This is a genomic window from Kitasatospora phosalacinea (assembly GCF_000717185.1).
GTDB classification, from domain to species: Bacteria; Actinomycetota; Actinomycetes; order Streptomycetales; family Streptomycetaceae; genus Kitasatospora; species Kitasatospora phosalacinea_A.
On sequence record NZ_JNYE01000072.1, the window covers coordinates 1 to 19,333 of the forward strand.

The 19,333-nt window shown below is 74.0% G+C and carries 17 protein-coding genes and 1 riboswitch; of the genes, 11 read left to right on the plus strand and 6 right to left on the minus strand.

The genetic code is table 11. The features are described 5' to 3' along the window. Nucleotides 1–103 precede the first annotated feature (103 nt). The 4 genes from OO57_RS26535 to OO57_RS26550 all read left to right on the plus strand — a co-directional run bounded on the left by OO57_RS26535 (nt 104) and on the right by OO57_RS26550 (nt 2,924). Entirely contained in the window at nt 104–1,108 is a 1,005-nt protein-coding gene (locus OO57_RS26535; protein ID WP_234337513.1) for a hypothetical protein, read from the plus strand. Between the two features lie 141 nt (nt 1,109–1,249). Next, nucleotides 1,250–2,053 carry a hypothetical protein gene (locus tag OO57_RS44130; protein ID WP_158715234.1) on the plus strand — a complete coding sequence of 268 codons (804 nt, stop codon included), beginning with the start codon at nt 1,250–1,252 and terminating at the stop codon, nt 2,051–2,053. Between the two features lie 69 nt (nt 2,054–2,122). After that, a complete protein-coding gene (locus OO57_RS26545) occupies nt 2,123–2,341 on the plus strand; it encodes a hypothetical protein (RefSeq protein ID WP_033255193.1) in 219 nt (72 codons plus the stop codon). A gap of 67 nt (nt 2,342–2,408) precedes the next feature. Next, complete coding sequence (locus OO57_RS26550) at nt 2,409–2,924, plus strand: protein-tyrosine phosphatase family protein (RefSeq protein WP_033255194.1); 516 nt, start codon at nt 2,409–2,411, stop codon at nt 2,922–2,924. A gap of 106 nt (nt 2,925–3,030) precedes the next feature. Here OO57_RS26550 and OO57_RS26555 read toward each other — a convergent pair whose 3' ends face one another. Beyond that, nucleotides 3,031–4,413 carry a choice-of-anchor A family protein gene (locus tag OO57_RS26555; protein WP_051778284.1) on the minus strand — a complete coding sequence of 461 codons (1,383 nt, stop codon included), beginning with the start codon at nt 4,411–4,413 and terminating at the stop codon, nt 3,031–3,033. A 663-nt stretch (nt 4,414–5,076) separates the two neighbouring features. Here OO57_RS26555 and OO57_RS26560 point away from each other — a divergent pair. Continuing rightward, nucleotides 5,077–6,000 (plus strand): lytic polysaccharide monooxygenase auxiliary activity family 9 protein, encoded by a 924-nt coding sequence (locus OO57_RS26560; protein WP_033255195.1) that lies wholly within the window; start codon nt 5,077–5,079, stop codon nt 5,998–6,000. Nucleotides 6,001–6,301: 301 nt separating this feature from the next. Beyond that, nucleotides 6,302–7,921, plus strand: coding sequence for a cellulose binding domain-containing protein (locus OO57_RS46955; protein WP_033255196.1), 1,620 nt, complete (start codon nt 6,302–6,304; stop codon nt 7,919–7,921). An 83-nt stretch (nt 7,922–8,004) separates the two neighbouring features. Here the strand turns inward: OO57_RS46955 and OO57_RS26570 are convergent, their stop codons facing one another. Then, nucleotides 8,005–9,513 (minus strand): MFS transporter, encoded by a 1,509-nt coding sequence (locus tag OO57_RS26570; protein WP_051778285.1) that lies wholly within the window; start codon nt 9,511–9,513, stop codon nt 8,005–8,007. Nucleotides 9,514–9,766: 253 nt separating this feature from the next. On the opposite strand from OO57_RS26570, the gene OO57_RS26575 reads away from it, so the two are divergent. Both OO57_RS26575 and OO57_RS26580 read left to right on the plus strand, forming a co-directional pair. Then, nucleotides 9,767–10,567, plus strand: a complete 801-nt coding sequence (locus tag OO57_RS26575) for a TetR/AcrR family transcriptional regulator (protein ID WP_234337514.1) — start codon at nt 9,767–9,769, stop codon at nt 10,565–10,567. Nucleotides 10,568–10,804: 237 nt separating this feature from the next. Further along, a complete protein-coding gene (locus OO57_RS26580) occupies nt 10,805–12,097 on the plus strand; it encodes a carbohydrate-binding protein (RefSeq protein WP_234337515.1) in 1,293 nt (430 codons plus the stop codon). A gap of 244 nt (nt 12,098–12,341) precedes the next feature. On the opposite strand, the gene OO57_RS26585 is transcribed toward OO57_RS26580, so the two are convergent. After that, nucleotides 12,342–12,833, minus strand: coding sequence for an ATP synthase F0 subunit B (locus OO57_RS26585; protein ID WP_033255197.1), 492 nt, complete (start codon nt 12,831–12,833; stop codon nt 12,342–12,344). 98 nt (nt 12,834–12,931) lie between these two features. Then, nucleotides 12,932–13,447 carry a DinB family protein gene (locus tag OO57_RS26590; RefSeq protein ID WP_033255198.1) on the minus strand — a complete coding sequence of 172 codons (516 nt, stop codon included), beginning with the start codon at nt 13,445–13,447 and terminating at the stop codon, nt 12,932–12,934. A 259-nt stretch (nt 13,448–13,706) separates the two neighbouring features. On the opposite strand from OO57_RS26590, the gene OO57_RS26595 reads away from it, so the two are divergent. Together OO57_RS26595 and OO57_RS26600 are read left to right on the plus strand one after the other, a co-directional pair. Continuing rightward, nucleotides 13,707–15,155 (plus strand): glycine hydroxymethyltransferase, encoded by a 1,449-nt coding sequence (locus OO57_RS26595; RefSeq protein ID WP_033255199.1) that lies wholly within the window; start codon nt 13,707–13,709, stop codon nt 15,153–15,155. 286 nt (nt 15,156–15,441) lie between these two features. Further along, nucleotides 15,442–15,723 (plus strand): pyrimidine/purine nucleoside phosphorylase, encoded by a 282-nt coding sequence (locus OO57_RS26600; RefSeq protein WP_033255200.1) that lies wholly within the window; start codon nt 15,442–15,444, stop codon nt 15,721–15,723. A gap of 154 nt (nt 15,724–15,877) precedes the next feature. Here the strand turns inward: OO57_RS26600 and OO57_RS26605 are convergent, their stop codons facing one another. Both OO57_RS26605 and OO57_RS26610 read right to left on the minus strand, forming a co-directional pair. Continuing rightward, complete coding sequence (locus tag OO57_RS26605; RefSeq protein WP_033255201.1) at nt 15,878–16,129, minus strand: MFS transporter; 252 nt, start codon at nt 16,127–16,129, stop codon at nt 15,878–15,880. Next, complete coding sequence (locus OO57_RS26610) at nt 16,126–17,448, minus strand: MFS transporter (protein ID WP_106974115.1); 1,323 nt, start codon at nt 17,446–17,448, stop codon at nt 16,126–16,128. The genes OO57_RS26605 and OO57_RS26610 overlap by 4 nt, the downstream gene beginning before the upstream one ends. Nucleotides 17,449–17,899: 451 nt before the next feature. Further along, nucleotides 17,900–18,067: riboswitch (cyclic di-AMP (ydaO/yuaA leader) on the plus strand. Between the two features lie 3 nt (nt 18,068–18,070). On the opposite strand from OO57_RS26610, the gene OO57_RS38665 reads away from it, so the two are divergent. Beyond that, a complete protein-coding gene (locus OO57_RS38665; RefSeq protein ID WP_035790129.1) occupies nt 18,071–19,303 on the plus strand; it encodes a transglycosylase family protein in 1,233 nt (410 codons plus the stop codon). Nucleotides 19,304–19,333 lie beyond the last annotated feature (30 nt).

Genomic DNA, 19,333 nt, shown 5'->3' on the forward strand with positions numbered 1-19,333 from the left:
GCCCGGAAAACACCACACTCACAAGCTCGTTGACATCACGCACACCATGCCAACGACGCCCGTCACCCTTCGTTACCACCGATTACGGGACAGAGCCGGCCAGGTGACCGACCCCTCGCCCCTGCGCCTGCCCGCGCCGCCGCCCGGCCGCCGCACCGTCCTGCTCGCCGGGCTGGGCTGCGCCCTGACGGCCTGCTCCACCACCCGCCCGAACACGCCCCTCGCCCACTCGAACACCCCCACCGCCCCGCCCGTCTCCTCCTCCCCCGCCGCGTTCCCGTCCCCCGCCGCCTGGCTGCCGGGGCCGGGCGAGTTGCAACCGGACGTCAAGCTGCGGGCCGTGCAGGTGGTGGAGGCGATCGGCGGGTGGCCGCCGGGCGGGCAGGGGGTGGCGGCGGCCCGGGCCCGGGTGGCGGCGCTCGGCGCGGATCCGGGGCTGGCCGATCAGGGCGGCCCGCTGCTGGCGGACGTGCCGCGGGCGGCGCTGGAGGTGGTGTACGCGCAGTACGGCGGGCTGCTGGCGGATTCGGCGAGCGTGCTGGTGGTGTGTCGGCAGTGGCTGGCCGGGACGGACGGCGCGCCGGTGTCCACCGGCAGCACGGTCGACGTCCGGCTGAGCAGCGCCGCGCCGCGCTGGCGGGTCACCTCGCTGCACCTGTCCGATCCCGGCCCGGCGTCCGCCGCCACGGCCGATCCGGCGCTCCGGGTGCTGGCGCAGCCGCGGATCGCGCTGCCGCCGGCCGCGGTGGCGGACGTGCGCAGCGGGCGGGTGCACGCTGCGGCGCTGGAGGCGATGCTGGCGCTGGCGGGGGCGTACGCCTTCGAGGTGAGCGTGCTGCGTTCGGGCCATCCGCTGCTGGTGTTCGGGACGGACCGGCCGAGCGACCACCCGCGGGGGCTGGCGTTCGACACCTGGCGGATCGAGGGGCACCCGGTGGTGGACCCGGCGGCCCCGGCCGGTCTGGTGGAGTCCTTCATGCGTGCGGCCGCGGCGGCGGGCTCGTACAACGTGGGCGGTCCGCAGCTGCTGTCCGGCGGGCGGACGGCGAACCAGTTCTTCAGCGACCCCACCCACCACGACCACGTGCACACGGGGTTCCGCGACTGATCCGCCCGGGGGCCAAGGGGGTTGACCGGGCGTCAGGCCCACCGTTGGAATTCGTCCACGAATCGACTTGCACTTCGGTCTCCACCTGCGAGAACGTGTCCCGCGCCGTTCGATTGAGCGGGTATTCACGGAGGTGGGGTGGTGTCGGTGCAGGCACCCGCGAACGGGGTCGCCGCGGCACTGTCCGGGGTCGCGCTGGTGGCCGTCCTGGCGGGCTGCTCCGGCTCCTCCCCCGCTCCGAAGGCCGCGCCCGCCCCGACCCCGTCCGCCTCCGCGGCCCCCACCGCCTCCGCTGCTTCCGCCGCCTCCGCCGTCCCGACGGGTGACCGGACGCAGGAGCTGGAGCGGCTCCGGGCCGCGGTCGCCGCACCGGCGCGGCCGTTCTCGGCCTCGCTCTCGCTGGAGAGCCAGGACGACCAGAGCTACCTCCGGGGCAACGGCACGGTCAACGTGTCGGACGTCCAGACCAGCTCGATGGGCCTGGACGTGCTCACCACCGGGGAGAGCGCCCTGCAGATCAACACCACCACCACGCGGGACGCGGTGTACACCCAGGTCGAGGGGGCGGCCTGGGAGAAGCACGGCCGCCGGCCCGGTACGGTGCTGGTGGCCGACCACCGGCCGATGGTGCAGGCCCTGCTGGAGCGCGGCCCGGACGCGTACCGGGGCCTGGAGAAGCTCCCCGGCATGAACGGCGGCCTGGCCTACCACCTGGTGGGCGAACTGCCGGTCGCGCAGGTCGCCGACGGGCTCGGCTCGACGCTCCGCCAGCGGATCGCCGAACACCGCATCGAGCAGTGCGACACCGACCTGCTGGTCGACAGCGCGGGCCGGCTCTCCCGGCTGGAGCTGACCTGCGCGGGCGACGGCTACCGGGCCGCGTCCTCGCTGAGCCTGGCCGAGTACGGCCCGTCCTACGACATCCCGGTGCCCTCCGACCTCTGACCCTCCCCGCCCCTCCCCCACCCTCGCGAAGTCGTCGCTGCGCCGCCCCGTCTCCGGCATGCTGCTCGGGTGCACCTGCTCTTCGACGGCACCACCCCGCTGCCGCGCCTGCTGCTGCTCGGCGGCTTCCTGGTCCGCCCCGACTTCGAGGCCGTCCTGGATCCGCCGGTCTTCCTCGCCGCGGGCGACCGCGTCGCGTACGAGCACACCCACCTCACCGTCACCTCCCCGGCGGGCGCCGTCCGTACCGTCCCGGTCGCCTCCGCCCACTGGCTCTGCCGCCGCTGACCGGCCGGTTCCGCGGCAGCGGGAACTCCCGTCGCCCTGAGCCGCGTTGGCGGGCGGGAGGCTGTGGATGAAGACCGCTCGGAAGGGCGGCGCACCGGATCCGGGAGCGCCGTGGGACGAGATCGCGCCCGGGCTGTGGATGGGCGGCCACCACTGGGCGGACGCGGCCGGGCAGCGGCGGCCGGTGGTGGTCGGCGCGGAGTTCGACCTGGTGGTCAGCCTGTTCTCGGCCACGGGCCACGGCCCGGCGCCGGGGGTGCCGCACCGGATCGTCCCGGTGCCGGACGGGCCGCTGAACGCCGGGCAGTTGGCCGCGGTGCAGGAGGCCGCGCGGGCCGTGGCGGCGGCGGTGGGCTCGGGGCGGACGGTGCTGGTGCGCTGCCGTTCCGGGTACAACCGCTCCGGGCTGGTGGTCGCGCAGGCGCTGGTGGAGCTCGGCGCGAGCAGCGCCGAGGCGGTGCGCAGGGTCCGGGCGGGGCGCTCGCCGTGGGCGCTGCACAACGGGCTGTTCGTGGAGTACCTGGACGTCGGGTTGGACGTCGCCCGGCTGCTCGTCTCGCTGGAGGCGCTGGACTCGTCCTGAGCCCGCGCCCCTCCGCGCCCCGTCCCTCCTGCTCCATGGCCCGCTACGGCCCGCACCCGGCGGCCCTCGGCGGGCCGTCGGGTGCGGCGGAACCTTTCTGCGGTGGTCAGTGCTTGCGGCCGCGGCGGCGCAGCAGGAGGGTCCCGGCGGCGAGGGCCGCGGCGGCGGTGGCGGCGGCCACCGGGAGGGCGGGGCCGCTGCCGGTGGCGGGCAGTTCACCGCCCGGGCCGGTGGGGGACGGGGCGGGCAGGGTCCGCGAGGGGCTGGGGGACGGAGCGGGGCTGGTGCTGGTGGACGGGCTCGGGCTGGGGCTGGGGCTCGGACTCGGCGAGGGGCTGGGACTCGGGCTCGGACTCGGACTCGGACTCGGCGAGGGGCTGGTGCTGTCGCAGGAGATGGTCGCGTTGAACGGCCAGTAGTGCAGTTCCCCGGCGACGATCGACTGGCCGTCGACGATCGGCCCGGCCTGGTAGGAGCGGGCGATGATGTCGCCCTCGATGTTGGAGCCGTTGATGTCCTCGAGGCGGGCGCTGGGCGCGTAGACGGTGCCCTCCAGGGAGTCGCCGCTGGCCATGGTGACGTGGGTGGCGTCCGGGAAGTCCCACAGCACGTAGGGTGCCTGCTGGCCGCTGATGCCGGGGGTGTTGGGGTTGTCCCAGACGAAGACGCCGCCTTCGGCGGTGGTGTCGGTGACGATCAGCAGCGGGGTGTCCTGGCTGGGCTGGTTGCGGAAGTTGATCTCGCCGAGGGCGTTCATCTGCTGGCCGGTCAGGTGCAGCACGTTGGTGCGGCCGGGGGTGAGCGTCAGGTAGCCGTTGACGCCGGACGGGTAGGGGCCGTCGGGCAGCGGGTTGCCCGCGTCGTCGACCAGGGTGACGTTCTGCGCGCAGGCGGCCATCACCCGGGCGCGTTCGCGGAAGGCCTCGAACGCGGTGGTGAAGTCGATCAGGCCGGGTGCCGGTCCGACCGAGGCGAGCGGCTGGTGCAGCGTCATCTCGATCCGGGGCACCGAGTTGTGCACCGTCCCGGCGGCCACCACCTGGGTGTTGACCTGGGCGTTGTTGGCGTCCCGGTCGACGGCGAGCGCGCCGGTCATGTCGCCGATCTTGGTGTAGCCGTTGCTGAGCACCTTCAGCACCCCGTCCGGGGAGCTCCTGGCGAAGTCGATGCGGCCGCCGACCACCAGCGCGGCCGGGTGGTCGTCGCCGGGTGCGGTGAAGGTGCCGGGGGTGTGCAGGCTGACGTTGTAGCCGGAGCCGAAGGTGAGGTTGCCTCCGGTGGCGATCGGGCCTTCGGCCTCGGTGCTGCCCAGCGTGGTGTCGTACTCCACGAAGGCGTTGTAGCCGAGGTTCCCGTCCACCGGGTTGCCGATCGAGGCCCGCTTGGCGCCGACCGCGACGGCGGAGGGCGAGAGCAGGGCCGGGAGGAGCAGGGGCGTGGTGGCGAGGCCGAGGGAGAGGGCGGCGAGGGCGAGGGGGCGTACGGACATAGCGGGAGGTTAGGTGGACAAAGCGGTCATCTCACGCCGCCACGCGGCATCCCCACGGACGGCGGCACCCTTGGCGGCGCACCGACGGGCCGGCCGCGCGGAGCCGCGCCGGATTCCCGGACGATTCCCGGGGAATTCCGAGCCGCCTTTCAGGAATCCGACCGGAAGGCCTCCGCCCCCGAACCGACCTGCGGCTCCGCGCACCTGCCGCCGCGTCAGGAACGCCCGGGCCGAAGGCTTATCGGAGCATTATCGGCGACTTCGATTCCCCCTAACCGCACCGGCCGCCACCTGCGCCGCAGCGGACCGGAATGCCCTCCGGGGTGCCCCCGTCCACCGTGCGGGGCCGCCCGGGCGGTCGGCGGCGGCGCGGATCGGGGGCGGTTTTCCTGCGGTTCCCCGTCATCCGCCCGTCGGCCGGAGCCTGACGTCGCGCCAGGTCCGCACCGCGGGGCGGGCGGTGGCGAGTGGCCGGATCCCGCCATCCGCCAACCACTCGCCGTTGGCCGACACTTGTCAATTGGTATAGGCCAATCGTAGCCTTCGGACGGCTCGCGGTGTGCCGGGTCCACACCGCGCCGCCCCGGGGTCGCTCCCCGTGGCCCGCAGGCAGACGTGCCCGCTTTTCCCCCACGACCGGCCCGACCTTTCCTGAGGAGAACCATGTCCTGGTCCCGCCGTCTGCTCACCGCCTCCGCGGTGGGCGCGGGCGCCCTGGTCGCCACCACCCTCGCCGCGGGCACCGCCGGCGCGCACGGCGCCATGTTCGGTCCGCCCAGCCGCATCGCGGCCTGCTACGCGGAAGGCCCCGAGACCCCCAAGTCCCAGGTCTGCAAGGACCTCGTCGCGGACAGCGGCACCCAGCCGCTGTACGACTGGAACGAGGTGAACATCGCCAGCGCCAACGGGCAGAGCCAGCAGATCATCCCGGACGGCCACCTCTGCTCGGCCAACCGCGACAAGTACCGCGCCCTGGACTGGGCCCGCACCGACTGGCCGGCCACCTCGGTGACGGCCGGCGCGAAGAACTTCGACTTCCGGGTCACCGCGCCCCACCAGGGCACCATGAAGCTGTACCTCACCAAGGCCGGCTACGACCCCACCAAGCCGCTGAAGTGGTCCGACCTGGACCTCTCCGCCCCGGTCGCGGTCCACGACACCGCGCGCACCTCGGACAACGGGTACTACCACGTCAACGTGGACCTGCCGCAGCGCACCGGCCGCCAGCTGGTCTACATGGTGTGGCAGCGCTCGGACAGTCCGGAGGCGTTCTACGGCTGCTCCGACCTCGACTTCGGCGGCACCACCGCCGCAGCCGCGACCGGCGCGCTCGCCGCGGGCGCCCCCGCCGCGCCGACCCAGGCGCAGATCGACGCGGGCGCCGCCCGCTCGACCGTCTCGCACCACGGCCACGGCGGCGACCTCACCGCCGCCGAGGCGGTGGTGGCCGCCTCGGGCACCGCCGCCGTCGAGCAGCCGGAGCACGACAACCTGCTGCTCGGCCTGGCCGGCGCGGCCCTGCTGTCGGCCACCGCCTCGGGCGCGTACCTGGCCCGCCGGATGCGCGGCACCGCCGTCTCCGCCTGACGGCCCACGAACGCCTGACCTGGGTCAGGCGGGTGGCGCGGCCCCTTCCCCCACGTTTCGGGGGCCGCGCCCTCCGTCGCCCCCGGGCCGCCCCTCGGCGGCCCTCCGTCACCCCCAGGCCGCCCCTCGGCGGCCCTCGGCGGCCCGACGGACTCGGCCGCACCCGATTGAACCGTCAACTCCTTGCAAAACCGCAGGACTTCACCTTGACGGCCCGGATTGGTCTGGACCATCTTGAGTGCGCCCCCGCACCCGAGAACGGCCCCACCCGTCCCCCACACCGCCAAGGAGGACCCGCCCCATGAGGCGCGTCACCCTCTCCCTCGCCGCGGCCGCGGCCCTGATCGCCGCCCCGCTGGGCGCCACCGCCGCCGGAGCGGCCGACGTGACCGGCCTGACCGCGGACTACGCGGTCACCCAGAGCTGGTCGAGCGGCTTCCAGGCCACGTACACCGTGACCAACCGCACCACCGCCACCGTCAACAGCTGGTCGCTCTCCTTCGACCTGCCGACCGGCGAGAGCGTCTCCAGCCTGTGGAACGGCACGCTCACCTCGACCGCCACCCCCACCGGCACCCACTACACGGTGACCTCGCCGACCTGGGCCGCCCCGCTCGCGCCCGGCGCCGCCGCCCCCGCGGTCGGCTTCGGCGTCACCACCGGCGCGGTGCAGAGCGCGCCCGTCAACTGCACGGTCAACGACCAGCCGTGCGCGGGCGCCCCCGCCGACGGCACCGCGCCGACCGTCCCCGGCAACCCGCACTCCACTGGCACCGGGCCGGGCAGCATCACCCTCGGCTGGACGGCCTCCACCGACAACGCCGCGGTGGCCGGCTACCGCGTCCGCGAGGGCTCCACAGTGGTCGCCACCGTGACCGGGACCTCGGCCACCGTCCGCGGCCTGCTCCAGGGCAGCAGCCACACCTTCACCGTCAGCGCCTTCGACGCGGCGGGCAACGAGTCCGCCGGCTCGGCCGCCGTCACCGCCGTCGCGGGCAGCGGCACCAGCGCCGGGACCGCCGCCCCCTACGTGGACCTCGGCGCGTACCCGACGCCCAGCCTGCCCGCGCTCTCCGCCGCCAGCGGCATCAAGGAGTTCTCGCTGGCGTTCCTCATCAACGGCAGCCAGCCGTGCACCGCCAGCTGGTTCGGCGCCTACGACCCGGCCACCGGCTGGAACAAGGCCGACATGGACGCGATCCGCGACGCGGGCGGCGACGTCCGCCCGTCCTTCGGCGGCGCCAACGGCACCGAGCTCGCCCAGTCCTGCACCACGGTCGCCGCGCTGGCCGCCCAGTACCAGAAGGTCGTGGACGTCTACGCGCTGGACCGCGTCGACTTCGACATCGAGGGCACCGCCGTCACCGACCGCACCTCGGTCGACCGCCGCTCCGCCGCGCTCGCCCAGGTCCAGGCCGCGCAGCGGGCCAAGGGCCGCGAGCTGAAGGTCAGCCTGACCCTGCCGGTGCTGCCCAGCGGCCTGACCGCGGACGGCGTCCACATCCTGCAGTCCGCCAAGAACGCCGGCCTGTCCGTCGACCTGGTCAACGTGATGGCGATGGACTTCGGCGACTGGGCCGCCCCGAGCCCGGCGGGCCGGATGGGCGCCTACGCGATCCAGGCCGCGCAGTCCACCCAGGCGCAGATCCGCTCGGTGTGGACCGGCCTGACGGACGCCCAGGCGTACGCCATGGTCGGCGTCACCCCGATGCTCGGCCAGAACGACACCGCCTCCGAGGTGTTCGGCATCACCGACGCGCAGCAGCTGCTCGCCTTCGCCCAGCAGAACCACCTCGGCGAGCTGGCCTTCTGGGAGATGACCCGGGACGCCAACGCGTGCACCGGCTCGCTGCCCAAGTGCACCAACGTCCCGCAGACGCCGTACCAGTTCTCGAAGGTCTTCGCGGCGTACCAGGGCTGATCCGGCCCTCCGCACGACAGGGGCCGGTGGCCCCGGAGCACTGCGGCTCCGGGGCCACCGGCCCCCACGGTCGTGACCCGGCGTCAGGCGGGCTGGTGCTCGCCCTCCGTGCGCAGCGCGGCCTCGGGGTCGCCCTCCCCGGCGCCCTCGTGCTCGGGGCGGCCGTGCATCGGGAGCAGGAAGATCGCGGCGAAGACCACCACCAGCAGGCCGACCTCGGCCCACAGGGTGACCTGCTCGGCGGCGGCGAAGTCGGCCGTCTTCAGGCGCTCGAAGAAGACCGTGCCCAGGATGGCGCTGCCCAGGGCCGCACCGAGCTGCTGCACGGACGTCAGCGTGCCGGAGGCCGAGCCGGTCTCGTGCGCATCCACCGAGGCCAGCACCATGCCGAAGAACGGGGCCATCACCAAGCCCATGCCCAGGCCGCTGACCGCCAGCGCGGGCACCATCTGCCACGGCGTGACGCCCGCGCCCTGGCTGTGCAGGGTGTACATCAGGCCGAGCACGCCGGCCAGCATCACCACCAGGCCCGCGTGCATCACCTTGCGGCCGTACTTCTGCAGCGCCTGGGAGGCGACGAACGCGATCACCATGCCGATCGAGGACGGGATGCCCGTCAGGCCGGACTTGAAGGCGCTGTAGTGCAGGCCGAGCTGGGTGTAGAGGCTGAACGTCAGCCAGAAGCCGGTCATCGCGGTGAAGAAGACCAGGCCCAGGGCCATGCCGCCGCTGAAGCCGCGCTTGGCGAACAGGCTGGGCTCGACCAGGGGGTCCGCTCCGGCGGCCTTGCGGCGCGCCTCGTACCAGCCGAACAGGCCGAACACCGCCACGCCCACCGCCAGCAGTGCGAACGCCCACAGCGGCCAGTCCTGTTCGCGGCCCTGGACCAGCGGGTAGATGACCATGGCCGCGCCGACCGCGGCCAGCAGCGCGCCGACGAGGTCGAGCCGGACGGTCGGGCCCTGCGCCTGGGCGGGGAGGAAGACCCGGCCGCCGACGAAGGCGAACAGGCCGAGCGGGATGTTGATCAGGAAGATCATGCGCCAGCCGGTGCCCGCCAGGTCGGCGTCGACCAGCCAGCCCGCCAGGATCGGGCCGCCGACCGTCGACAGACCCATCACCGGGCCGAACATGCCGAAGGCCGCGCCCTGCTCCTTGGGCGAGAAGATCTCCTTCATGATGCCCAGGCCCTGCGGCAGCATCACCGCGCCGAGCAGGCCCTGCAGCACCCGCGCGGCGACCAGCTGCCAGGGCTCCTGGGCCAGGCCGCAGGCCAGCGAGCCGAGGGTGAACCCGGCCGCGCCGATCATGAACATCCGGCGGCGGCCGAAGATGTCCCCCAACCGCCCGCCGGTGATCAGGCCGATGGCCATCGCCAGCGTGTAGGACGCGCCGAGCCACTGGATGGTGGACTCGCCACCGCCGATGTCCGCCCGGATCGCGGGGGCGGCGATGTTCGTCACCAGCGAGTCCAGCAGGTCCATCACCTCGGCGGCGAGGATGACGAACAGCGCGACCCAGCGCCAGCGGTAGGGTTCGGCGGCGGCGCCGGAAGGCGGCGCCACGGTGATGGGGCCGACCGCGTCGGTCATGACAGCTCCTGTTTGCTACCAGGCGCGGAGGACGGGGGCCGCGCGATTGAACGGTGTTTCCTTGGACGAACACTGTTCTACGAGTCGAGCGCCGTTCCCGTCAAACGAATTAACCCTGACTTCTCCCCCACTCCGACCCCGAGGCGCCCCGGACGGGGGCGCCCGCCCCCGCCCGTCCCGCCCGCCCGTCGAACGGCGTTCGTCCGGAGTACGATGATCGCCGGCGGAGCGTTCAGCGAAAGCAGGTGGCCCGATGTCCGCGCAGATGCCCGAGATCCCGTGGCACAAGCCCCGCAAGGCGGAGCCGCGGCAGCCGCTCAGCCGCTCGCTGATCGTGGAGACCGCGGTCCGGGTGCTGGACGCCGAGGGCCTGTCCGGGGTCACCATGCGCCGGGTCGCGCAGGAGCTGGGCACCGGCCCGGCCTCACTGTACGCGCACGTCTCCAACAAGGAGGAGCTGTTCGAGCTGGTGCTGGAGCGGGTGGTCTCCGAGATCCGGCTGCCGCCGCGGCCGGAGCCCGAGCGCTGGAAGGAACAGGTCACCGAGATCTGCTTCGAGGCGCAGCGGGTGCTGACCTCCCACCGGGACGTGTCGCTGGTGTCGCTCGGCAGCATCCCCCTGGGCGAGAGCCAGCTGACGATCACCGAGTTCCTGCTCGACCTGCTGCTCCGGGTCGGCCTGCCGCCCCAGGTCGCCGCCTGGGCGCTGGACGGGCTCGGGCAGCTGATCGACACCGACGCGTACGAGGCCTCCGTGTACTCCGAGCGGATCGCCCGGGGCACCGACATCCACCAGTACTTCGGCCAGCTGCACTCCTTCCTGCTGGCGCTCCCGACCGACCGCTTCCCGAGGCTGCAGGGGATGGCGGACACCATGGTGACGGGCGACGGGGACGAGCGCTACGCCTTCAAGATCGAGGTGTTCCTGCGCGGCCTGGAGTCCTACCTGCCGACCGACGCCGACACCGGCACCGGCACCGGCACCGACCCTCACACCGCCGCCCGCGCCGCCGCCCCCGCGGCCCCCGCGGCCCGCCGCCGGCTCGATGCCTGACGGGTCGTCGACGAAGTTGCGGCACCCGCTTTGACCTGGACTTTGCCGTGATTTGACCGCCCCCTGAACCGCCCGCCCGGAGTTCGGCGACAAGGGTTGACGGCGCACCCGCACAGGTCTATACCAGTGGCAGTCACGTCAACCTCGGCCAGGCACCCGACCGTTGACCCGGCCGCGCACCCCCACGTCCGCGCACGGCCGGGCCGCCGTCCTCGCCGCCTCCCGGAGAGGTCCTCGATGGAACGCGCACTCCCCCCACACTCCCCCGCCACCGCCCCGGCCCGGCCGCACCGCCCGCGGCGCACCCTCGCAGCCGCCCTGTCCGTGTTCGGCCTGCTGGTCGGCGCCGTCTCGGCCGTCGCCGCGTCCGGCCCAGCGAACGCCGCGACCACGACCGGGCTCGGCTCCAACTGGTACGCCTCCGCGCCGTACCTGATGCCGGAGGACAACAGCCCGCCGGACGCCGCCGCCGTGATGGACGCCACCGGCCAGAAGGCGTTCCAACTCGCGTTCGTCCTGGCCCAGGGCAGCACCTGCAGCCCGTCCTGGGGCGGGACGTCCTCGATCGACACCGACACCACGATGCCGGCCGTCATCCAGACCATCCGCAACAAGGGCGGCGACGTCTCGGTCTCGGTGGGCGGCTACGGCGGCACCAAGCTCGGCCAGACCTGCGGCACCCCGGAGGCCACCGCCGCCGCGTACCAGAAGGTCGTCACCAAGTACAACCTCAAGGCGATCGACTTCGACCTCGAGGAGCCCGAGTACGAGAACACCGCCGCCATCCACAACGAGATCGGCGCGGCCCGCATCCTGCAGCAGAACAACCCGGGCCTCTACGTCTCCATCACCACCGCGGGCACCAACGCCGGCACCGGCTGGTTCGGCACCCAGATGCTGCTGGAGGCGAAGTCCCAGGGCTTCACGCCGAACAACTACTCGATCATGCCGTTCGACGGCGGGTTCAGCGGGGCGGCGGCGCAGACCGACGCGCTGGTGAAGTTCAACCAGATCCTGCAGAACACCTTCGGCTGGAACGAGGCCACCGCGTACGCCCACGAGGGTGTCTCGCTGATGAACGGCCGGACCGACGCCGCGGAGTACTTCAAGCAGGCGGACTTCCAGACCGTGCTGGACTTCGCCACCGCCCACCGGCTGGCCCGCTACACCTACTGGTCGGTCAACCGCGACCGGCAGTGCCCCGGCACGGTCGACCCCGGCCTGTCCGGCGCCTGCTCCAGCGTGGCGCAGAACGACTGGGACTTCACCAAGTTCACGGTGAAGTTCGCCGGTGCGACCCCGCCCACCGGCACCGCCTCCCCGTCGCCGACCAGCAGCACCTCGCCGAGCACCGGCACCCCGACCGGCACCCCCTGCGCGCCGCCGTGGGCCGCGGGCGCCGTCTACACCGGCGGCAACCCGGTCAGCTACCAGGGGCACAACTACCACGCCAAGTGGTGGACGACCAACGAGGTCCCCGGCACCACCGGCCAGTGGGGCGTGTGGGCCGACGACGGCCCGTGCGTCTGAAGGGCCCCGGCGAGCCGCCTTCGGTGGACCGCTCCCGGTGAACCACCGCCGGTGGGCCGCCGTCGGTGAACGGCCGTCGAGTCGGGGAGCCGTCGGTGAACGGCCGTCGAGTCGGGGGCCGGCCCCCGGTGGAGCGCTCCGGAAGCGGACGGGCCGCCCGGTCCCGAGCCTGGGCTCGTGGGCCGGGCGGCCCGTCCGTGCTCCCCCGTCGGCCTTCCCTGACGGGTTGTCAGGAGGCGCGCTGTCAGACCTCGGCGCGGTTGCGGAACTCCTCCGCCACGGCCCGGGTGGAGGGCAGGTCGCCGAGCGGCTCGCCGACCACCCGGGAGGCCAGCTCGGACGCCAGCTTGATGACGTCCTCGCGCAGTTCGGCCTCGGCCAGCACCTTGTCGGCGGCCAGCTGCACCTGCGCCTCGGCCACCAGCTGCTCGCGCTGCTGCAGGCCCTCCGCCCGGAGGGCGGCGACCAGGGCCGCGCCCTCCTCGGCGGCGGTCTGCCGGATGGCGGCGGCCTCGTGCCGGGCCGCGGTGAGCTCGGCCTGGAACTCCTGGCGGATGCGTTCCGCCTCGGCCCGGGCCGCCTCGGCGCGGGCCATGCCGCCGTCGGTCTTGTCGTGGCGTTCGGCGAGGGTGCTTTCGATGCGGGGCAGCAGCACCTTGCCGAGCGCCCAGAAGAGGGCGAAGAAAACGATCAGCCCGAGGATCAGCTCGGGCACGTTCGGCTTGAGAGGTCCCATACTCAGTATGCTATCCGCTCATCTGACGAACCGTCCGGCCGGGGCCGCTCCAGCGCCCTTGCCCGGCAAGGAACTTCGCCCCGCACGGGCCCGTCCGTTCAGCCGCCGGTCACCCCGTCGGTGTGCTCGCGCAGCAGGTCGGCGTGCCCGTTGTGGCGGGCGTACTCGGTGATGACGTGCAGGTACGTCATCCGCAGCGACTGCTCCTCGCCGTACGCGGCCAGGTTCTCGTCCAGCCCCGCACCGACCACCGCGAGGTCGGCGAGCCGCTGCTCCTCCAGCAGCGCCAGGTACTCCTGCTCGGCCCGCTCCGGCTCCAGCAGGTCGAAGTCGGCGTCCTTGTGGCCCTCCACGGCGTGCAGCGGCGGAACGTCCTGCCCCGCGAAGCGGATCCGGAACCACGTCCGCTCCACCTTGGCCAGGTGGCGCATCAGCCCGAGCAGCGAGAGCGAGCTCACGGGCAGCGGGCGCAGCGCGAGCTGCTCGCCGGTCAGGCCCGCGCACTTGTGCAGGAAGGTGGCGCGGTGCCAGGCCAGGTAGTCGGGCAGCAGCTCGGCCTCGGGCGCGGTGAGCGACCCTCCGGGGCGGGCGGTGGCGGGAACGGTCCATGTCATGCGCCCGATCATGCCGATGCCCGCCCCGTCCGCACCAGGGGTTTTCCCCTCGGACCCCTCCTTCCTCCCCCTCCGGCCCCTCAGGGCCTCTACTCTCCGCGCCCCGGTGGTTGGTAGCATCGCGGTGGGCCGTGACTGGCGCGCTGGGATGGAAGTCACCATCGGGGAGCGGTCCCGTGCGGTGCCCTCGGGCACCGCTGGCTGTCGCCGTGCGCCTGGGCCGTCCGAATCGTCGTTCCGTACTACGAGGAGACCGCCCGTGGCCGAGTCCCTGCCCGCACACACCTTCGGCAGCCCCGCCGCCGACACCGCCTTCCGCAGCGCCCTGGACGTGGTGCGCGCCGTCGAACCCCGGGTCGCCGCGGCGATCTCCGGGGAGCTGACGGACCAGCGCGCCTCGCTGAAGCTGATCGCCAGCGAGAACTACGCCTCGCCCGCGGTGCTGCTGGCGATGGGCAACTGGCTGAGCGACAAGTACGCGGAGGGCACCCCGGGCCGCCGCTTCTACGCGGGCTGCCGCAACGTGGACACCGTGGAGGAGCTGGCGGCCGAGCACGCCCGCGAGCTGTTCGGCGCGGAGCACGCCTACGTGCAGCCGCACTCCGGGATCGACGCCAACCTGGTGGCGTTCTGGGCGGTGCTCTCGCAGCGGGTGGAGAGCCCGGCACTGCAGCGCGCCCAGGTGCGCAACGTCAACGACCTGAGCGAGCAGGACTGGGCCGAGCTGCGCCGCGAGCTGGGCAACCAGCGGATGCTGGGCATGTCGCTGGACGCGGGCGGCCACCTCACCCACGGCTTCCGGCCGAACATCTCGGGCAAGATGTTCGACCAGCGCAGCTACGGGACGGACCCGGTGACCGGGCTGGTCGACTACGACGAAGTCCGGCGGATCGCCCTGGAGTTCAAGCCGCTGATCCTGGTCGCCGGGTACTCGGCGTACCCGCGCCTGGTGAACTTCCGCCGGATGCGGGAGATCGCGGACGAGGTCGGCGCGACCCTGATGGTCGACATGGCGCACTTCGCCGGCCTGGTCGCGGGCAAGGTGCTGACCGGCGACTTCGACCCGGTGGTGCACGCCCAGATCGTCACCACCACCACCCACAAGTCGCTGCGCGGCCCGCGCGGCGGCATGGTGCTGTGCACCTCCGAGCTGGCGGAGCACGTCGACCGGGGCTGCCCGCTGGTGCTCGGCGGCCCGCTGTCGCACGTGATGGCGGCCAAGGCGGTGGCGTTCGCGGAGGCCCGCCGCCCCGAGTTCCGGGTGTACGCCCAGCAGGTGGTGGACAACGCGCGGGCCCTCGCCGAGGGCCTGCTCGCGCGCGGCGCCCGGCTGGTCACCGGCGGCACCGACAACCACCTGGTGCTGGCGGACGTCTCCTCGTACGGGCTGACCGGCCGTCAGGCGGAGGCGGCGCTGCTGGACTCCGGCATCGTCACCAACCGCAACGCCGTCCCGCAGGACCCGAACGGCGCCTGGTACACCTCCGGCGTCCGGCTCGGCACGCCCGCCCTGACCACCCGCGGGCTGGGCGCGGCGGAGCTGGACGAGGTGGCCGAGCTGATCCACACGGTGCTGACGGCGGCCGTTCCGGTCGGCTCCTCGAAGGCGCAGTACGCGCTGGACGAGGCCGTGCGCGACTCGGTCGCCAAGCGCGCGGTCGACCTGCTCGCCGACCACCCGCTCTACCCGGGCGTCACGCTCGACTGATCCCCCCTCCCCCGCGTCCCCGTCCGGACGCCGGCCCGCCCGGTCCGCAGCGCCACCGCGGACCGGGCCGGTCCGCTCCCCGCCCCCGACGGCCCCCGCTCCGGCAGCCCCCGCTCCGGCTGCCGCTGCCCCGGCAGCCGCTGTCGCACGGCCCACCCCGAACGCGGTGACCAACCAGCGGACGCCTCCGGCGGCCGGGCGGCCCGCGCCGCTAGGCTCGCTCCGCCTCGGCCGGGCGCGCGACGCCCGGGCCGCCGTCCCGCACACCTTCCGCAGGAGAACGCGCATGCTCAAGGTCAACGAATACTTCGACGGCACGGTCAAGTCGGTCGCCTTCACCTCGGCCGACGGCCCGGCGACCGTCGGCGTGATGGCCCCCGGCGAGTACGAGTTCGGCACCGCCGCGCCCGAGGTCATGCACGTGGTCAGCGGCGCGCTGACCGTCAAGCTCCCCGGTGCCGAGGAGTGGCAGACCTTCTCCGCCGGTGAGCGCTTCTCCGTTCCGGGTGACAGCAAGTTCCAGCTCCAGGTCTCGGTCGACACGGCCTACCTCTGCGAATACCGCTGATCCCCCCGCCGGACGGGTCGGACCGGGCCCGGCCGGAGGTCCGGCCGTCCGCCCGCCCCCGTCCGGCGCCGGGCGACCCGCGTCGCGCCCCCGCTTCTCCCCGACGGCCCTCTCCTCCGTTCCCGCCCGGGCCGCTCCGCTCGCCCACGGCGCGTCAGCCGACGGGGGCCTCCGCGGCCGCCCGCGGACGGGTCTCGTACATCCGCACCGCCACCGTGGCCCCGGCCGCCGCGGTGAGGGCGGCGACGGCCCAGATCGCGGCGGTCAGGCCGTAGGCGTCGGCGAGGACGCCCGCAGCCAGGGCCCCGACCGCGAACCCCCCGTCGCGCCACAGCCGGTGGACGCCGACGGCCCGGGCCCGCCAGGCCGGGTGGGCGACGTCCCCGATGACGGCGAGCAGGGTCACGCTCCCACCGCCGCCGCCGGGGCGGGCTCCGGCCGCTCCGGTGCCGCATCGGCCCCGGTCGGCGGGCGGCTCGCGGGCAGGCGGCGGATCGCCGGGAGGGCCAGCAGGGCGAGCGCGGCCGGGACGGCGAGGGCGGTCATCCCGAACAACATCGGCCGCACGCCGAGGCGGTCGGAGAGCGGACCGGCCAGCACCAGCCCGAGCGGCATCAGGGCGACGGAGATCAGGTGGTCGTAGGAGCTGACCCGGGAGAGCACCCGCTCCGGTATGTGCACCTGGAGCGAGGTCTCCCACAGCACGAAGCACAGGGACACCCCCACTCCCGTGACCGCCTCCAGCGCGGCGATCGCCCAGACCGGCGCGCCGGAGCCGATGATCAGCGCCTGACAGGAGGCGACCGCCATCGCGACGGCCGCGACCGCCATCGGGCGGGCCGGTTTCAGGCGGTAGGCGCACACGTCTCCCACGATCGCGCCGAGGCCGAACGCGACCACCACCACGGCCCACGCGTCGGCCCCGCCCCACTCGCGCTCCGCCAGCACCGGTCCGAGCACGAACACCGAGGGGAGCACCACCACGTGGTAGACCGCGATCGCCAGCATCCCCGACCAGACCCACGTCCGGCTGCGCACCTGCTGCCAGCCGACCCGGAGCTCGGCCAGGAACCCGAGCCGCTCGTCCCGCTCCGCCCGGCCGTCGACACCGTCCACCGCACCGCCGCCCACCGCACCGCCGACCGCGCCCAGCCGGGCCAGTACGGCCGCACTGGCCGCGAAGCTCGCGGCGTCCACCGCCAGCGCCCCGCCCGGGCCGACCGCAGCGACCAGCAGACCCGCCAGTGCGGGCCCGACCACCAGGCTGCCCGACTGCACGAACCCGCGCAGCGCGTTCGCCTCGCGCAGCCGGTCGGCGGGGACGAGCAGGGGCAGCAGTCCGGTGGAGGCGGGCAGGAAGAAGGCGTCGGCGACACCGAACAGCGCCATCAGCGACGCCAGCACCCCGACCCGGGCCTCGCCGGTGAACAGCAGCACCGCGACAGCCGCCTGGACGGCACAGCGCACCAGGTCGGAGGCCAGCATGATCCGCTGTCTCGGCAGCCTGTCCGCCCAGACTCCCCCGGCCAGCGTGAACACCAGCAGCGGGAGCAGCCCGGCGGCCGTGACCAGCCCGACGTCGGCCGCCGAGCCCCCGATCGACAGCACCGCGAAGGGCAGCGCCACGAACGAGACCCGGTCTCCCAGGACCGACAGCGACTGGCCGACGAACAGCCGGGCGAACTGGCGCTCGACCCGGAGCACTTCAGGAATCAGGGCACCCACGGGACCTCCTCGACGAACCCGGCAGCTCGGCTGACGCAGCGAGCACCGCGATCGTAGGAAGCCCGCCGACCCCCTGTCGCGCGATTTATCCGCAACGCGACCAATGCCCCGTTTCCACCGAACTACCTTGCCAGCAGGGGAACTTGACTCCGGCATGCTGTCCCACTGCCGAACCCGGGCGCGGGCCTTCCCCGTTGCCCCGCACCCCAATCCCACCGATCGGCCAGACTTCTCCAGCCGATCCGCCGACCTCCCGCCCCACCTGACGGACGTCCACCACCGCCCGAGGCGCCGTCAACAGGTCGTTCACACACCAGGCGGCAACCGGCGTGACGAGGACGTGATCCTGGCGCGACGCGCTTGTGATTGCCACGTTCGAGTGAATAGGCTCCTCCCAGCCCGCACCGCCGGGCCCCGCGCGCGAATACGCCGAACCCTGTCCGCCGCGCCGCCGGGTCGACCACCACAACCTTCGGACAGGGGCGGGGGAACCACGATTGTTGCCGTCCCCCACGGCTAGGGGTGAAGCCGTCCGCACCGGTTGACCGGGGCGCGGCGGCCGGGCCACTCTCCCGGCCCGAACCCGACAGCTCACCTCGCAGGCGTGCGGAGAGGATCTCGCATGCTCTTCACGGGTTCGGGACGCCACCGCCGGCAGGGTCCGGCGGAGAAGGCCGCCGAGCGCGCGATCGCGGCAGCCGGCGTGGCCGGCGTCGGCATCGCCCTGCCGCTGCTCGCCGTGACCGGTGCGCACGCCGCTCCCAGCGCGGCCTGGGACCGGGTCGCCGACTGCGAAAGCGGAGGGAACTGGGCCTCCAACCCGGGCACCGGCCTCTACGGCGGCCTGCAGATCAACGCCCAGCGCTGGACCGACTACGGCGGCACCCAGTACGCCCCGCTGCCGAACGGGGCCACCCGCAGCCAGCAGATCGCCGTGGCCGAGCGCATCCTGGCCACCGAGGGCCCCTCTCCCTGGTCCGCCTGCGCGGACGACGCGGGCCTGGAGACCGCCACCGCACCGGGCGTCGTCGACGACAACGACTCCGCGGACGAGACGGGTTCGCTGCGCGGCGCCCGCGGCATCGCGGCGGTCAACGCCGCCCCGGACGGCAGCACCGTCCCGGCCGGGAACGCCGCGCCGGTCTTCTCCGGCCTGCCCGGCTACGACCCGGTCTCGCACGTGTACTGGTACGAGAAGAACGGCGCCTGGTTCTGGACCAGCCACCAGAGCCTGTACGAGCGCTACATGCAGCTGACCCACCCCCAGCCGCAGCCGAGCACCCCCGCCCCGGACGCCCCGAGCACGCCGTCCGTCCCGCCGGTCGCCCCCGGCGTCCCGCTGCTGCCCACCGACCCGAGCGCCACGCCCAGCCCGAGCACGCCCGCCGACGGCGACCACGGCAACTCGAACGGCAACGGCAACAGCGACGGAACCGGCAACAACGGCAACGGCAACGGCAACGGCAACGGGAGCAACCCCGGCAACGGGAACGGCAACAACGGCAACGGGAACGGCGACGGCCTGGTCCCCGCCCTCCCGGTCGTCCCGTCGCCCAGCCCGTCCGCCGACGCCTCCGGCGCCACCCCCGCCGAGGCCTCGCCCACCGGCACCGCGACGCCCGCGACCCCGGCCGCGAGCGCGAGCGCGTCCGCCGCACCGGCGGCCCCGCCCGCGGCCGCGTCCCCCGCTCCGTCCGCGCAGGCGTACACCGTCAACCCCGGTGACACGCTGGCCGCGATCGCCCGCGAGCACGCCGTGGGCGGCGGCTGGTCCGAGCTCTACGAGTCGAACCAGCAGGTGGTCGGCCAGAACCCGGACCTGATCCGCCCCGGTCAGGTGCTGGAGCTGGGCTGACCCCGGCCCGGCCGGTGCGCGCCCGGCTGA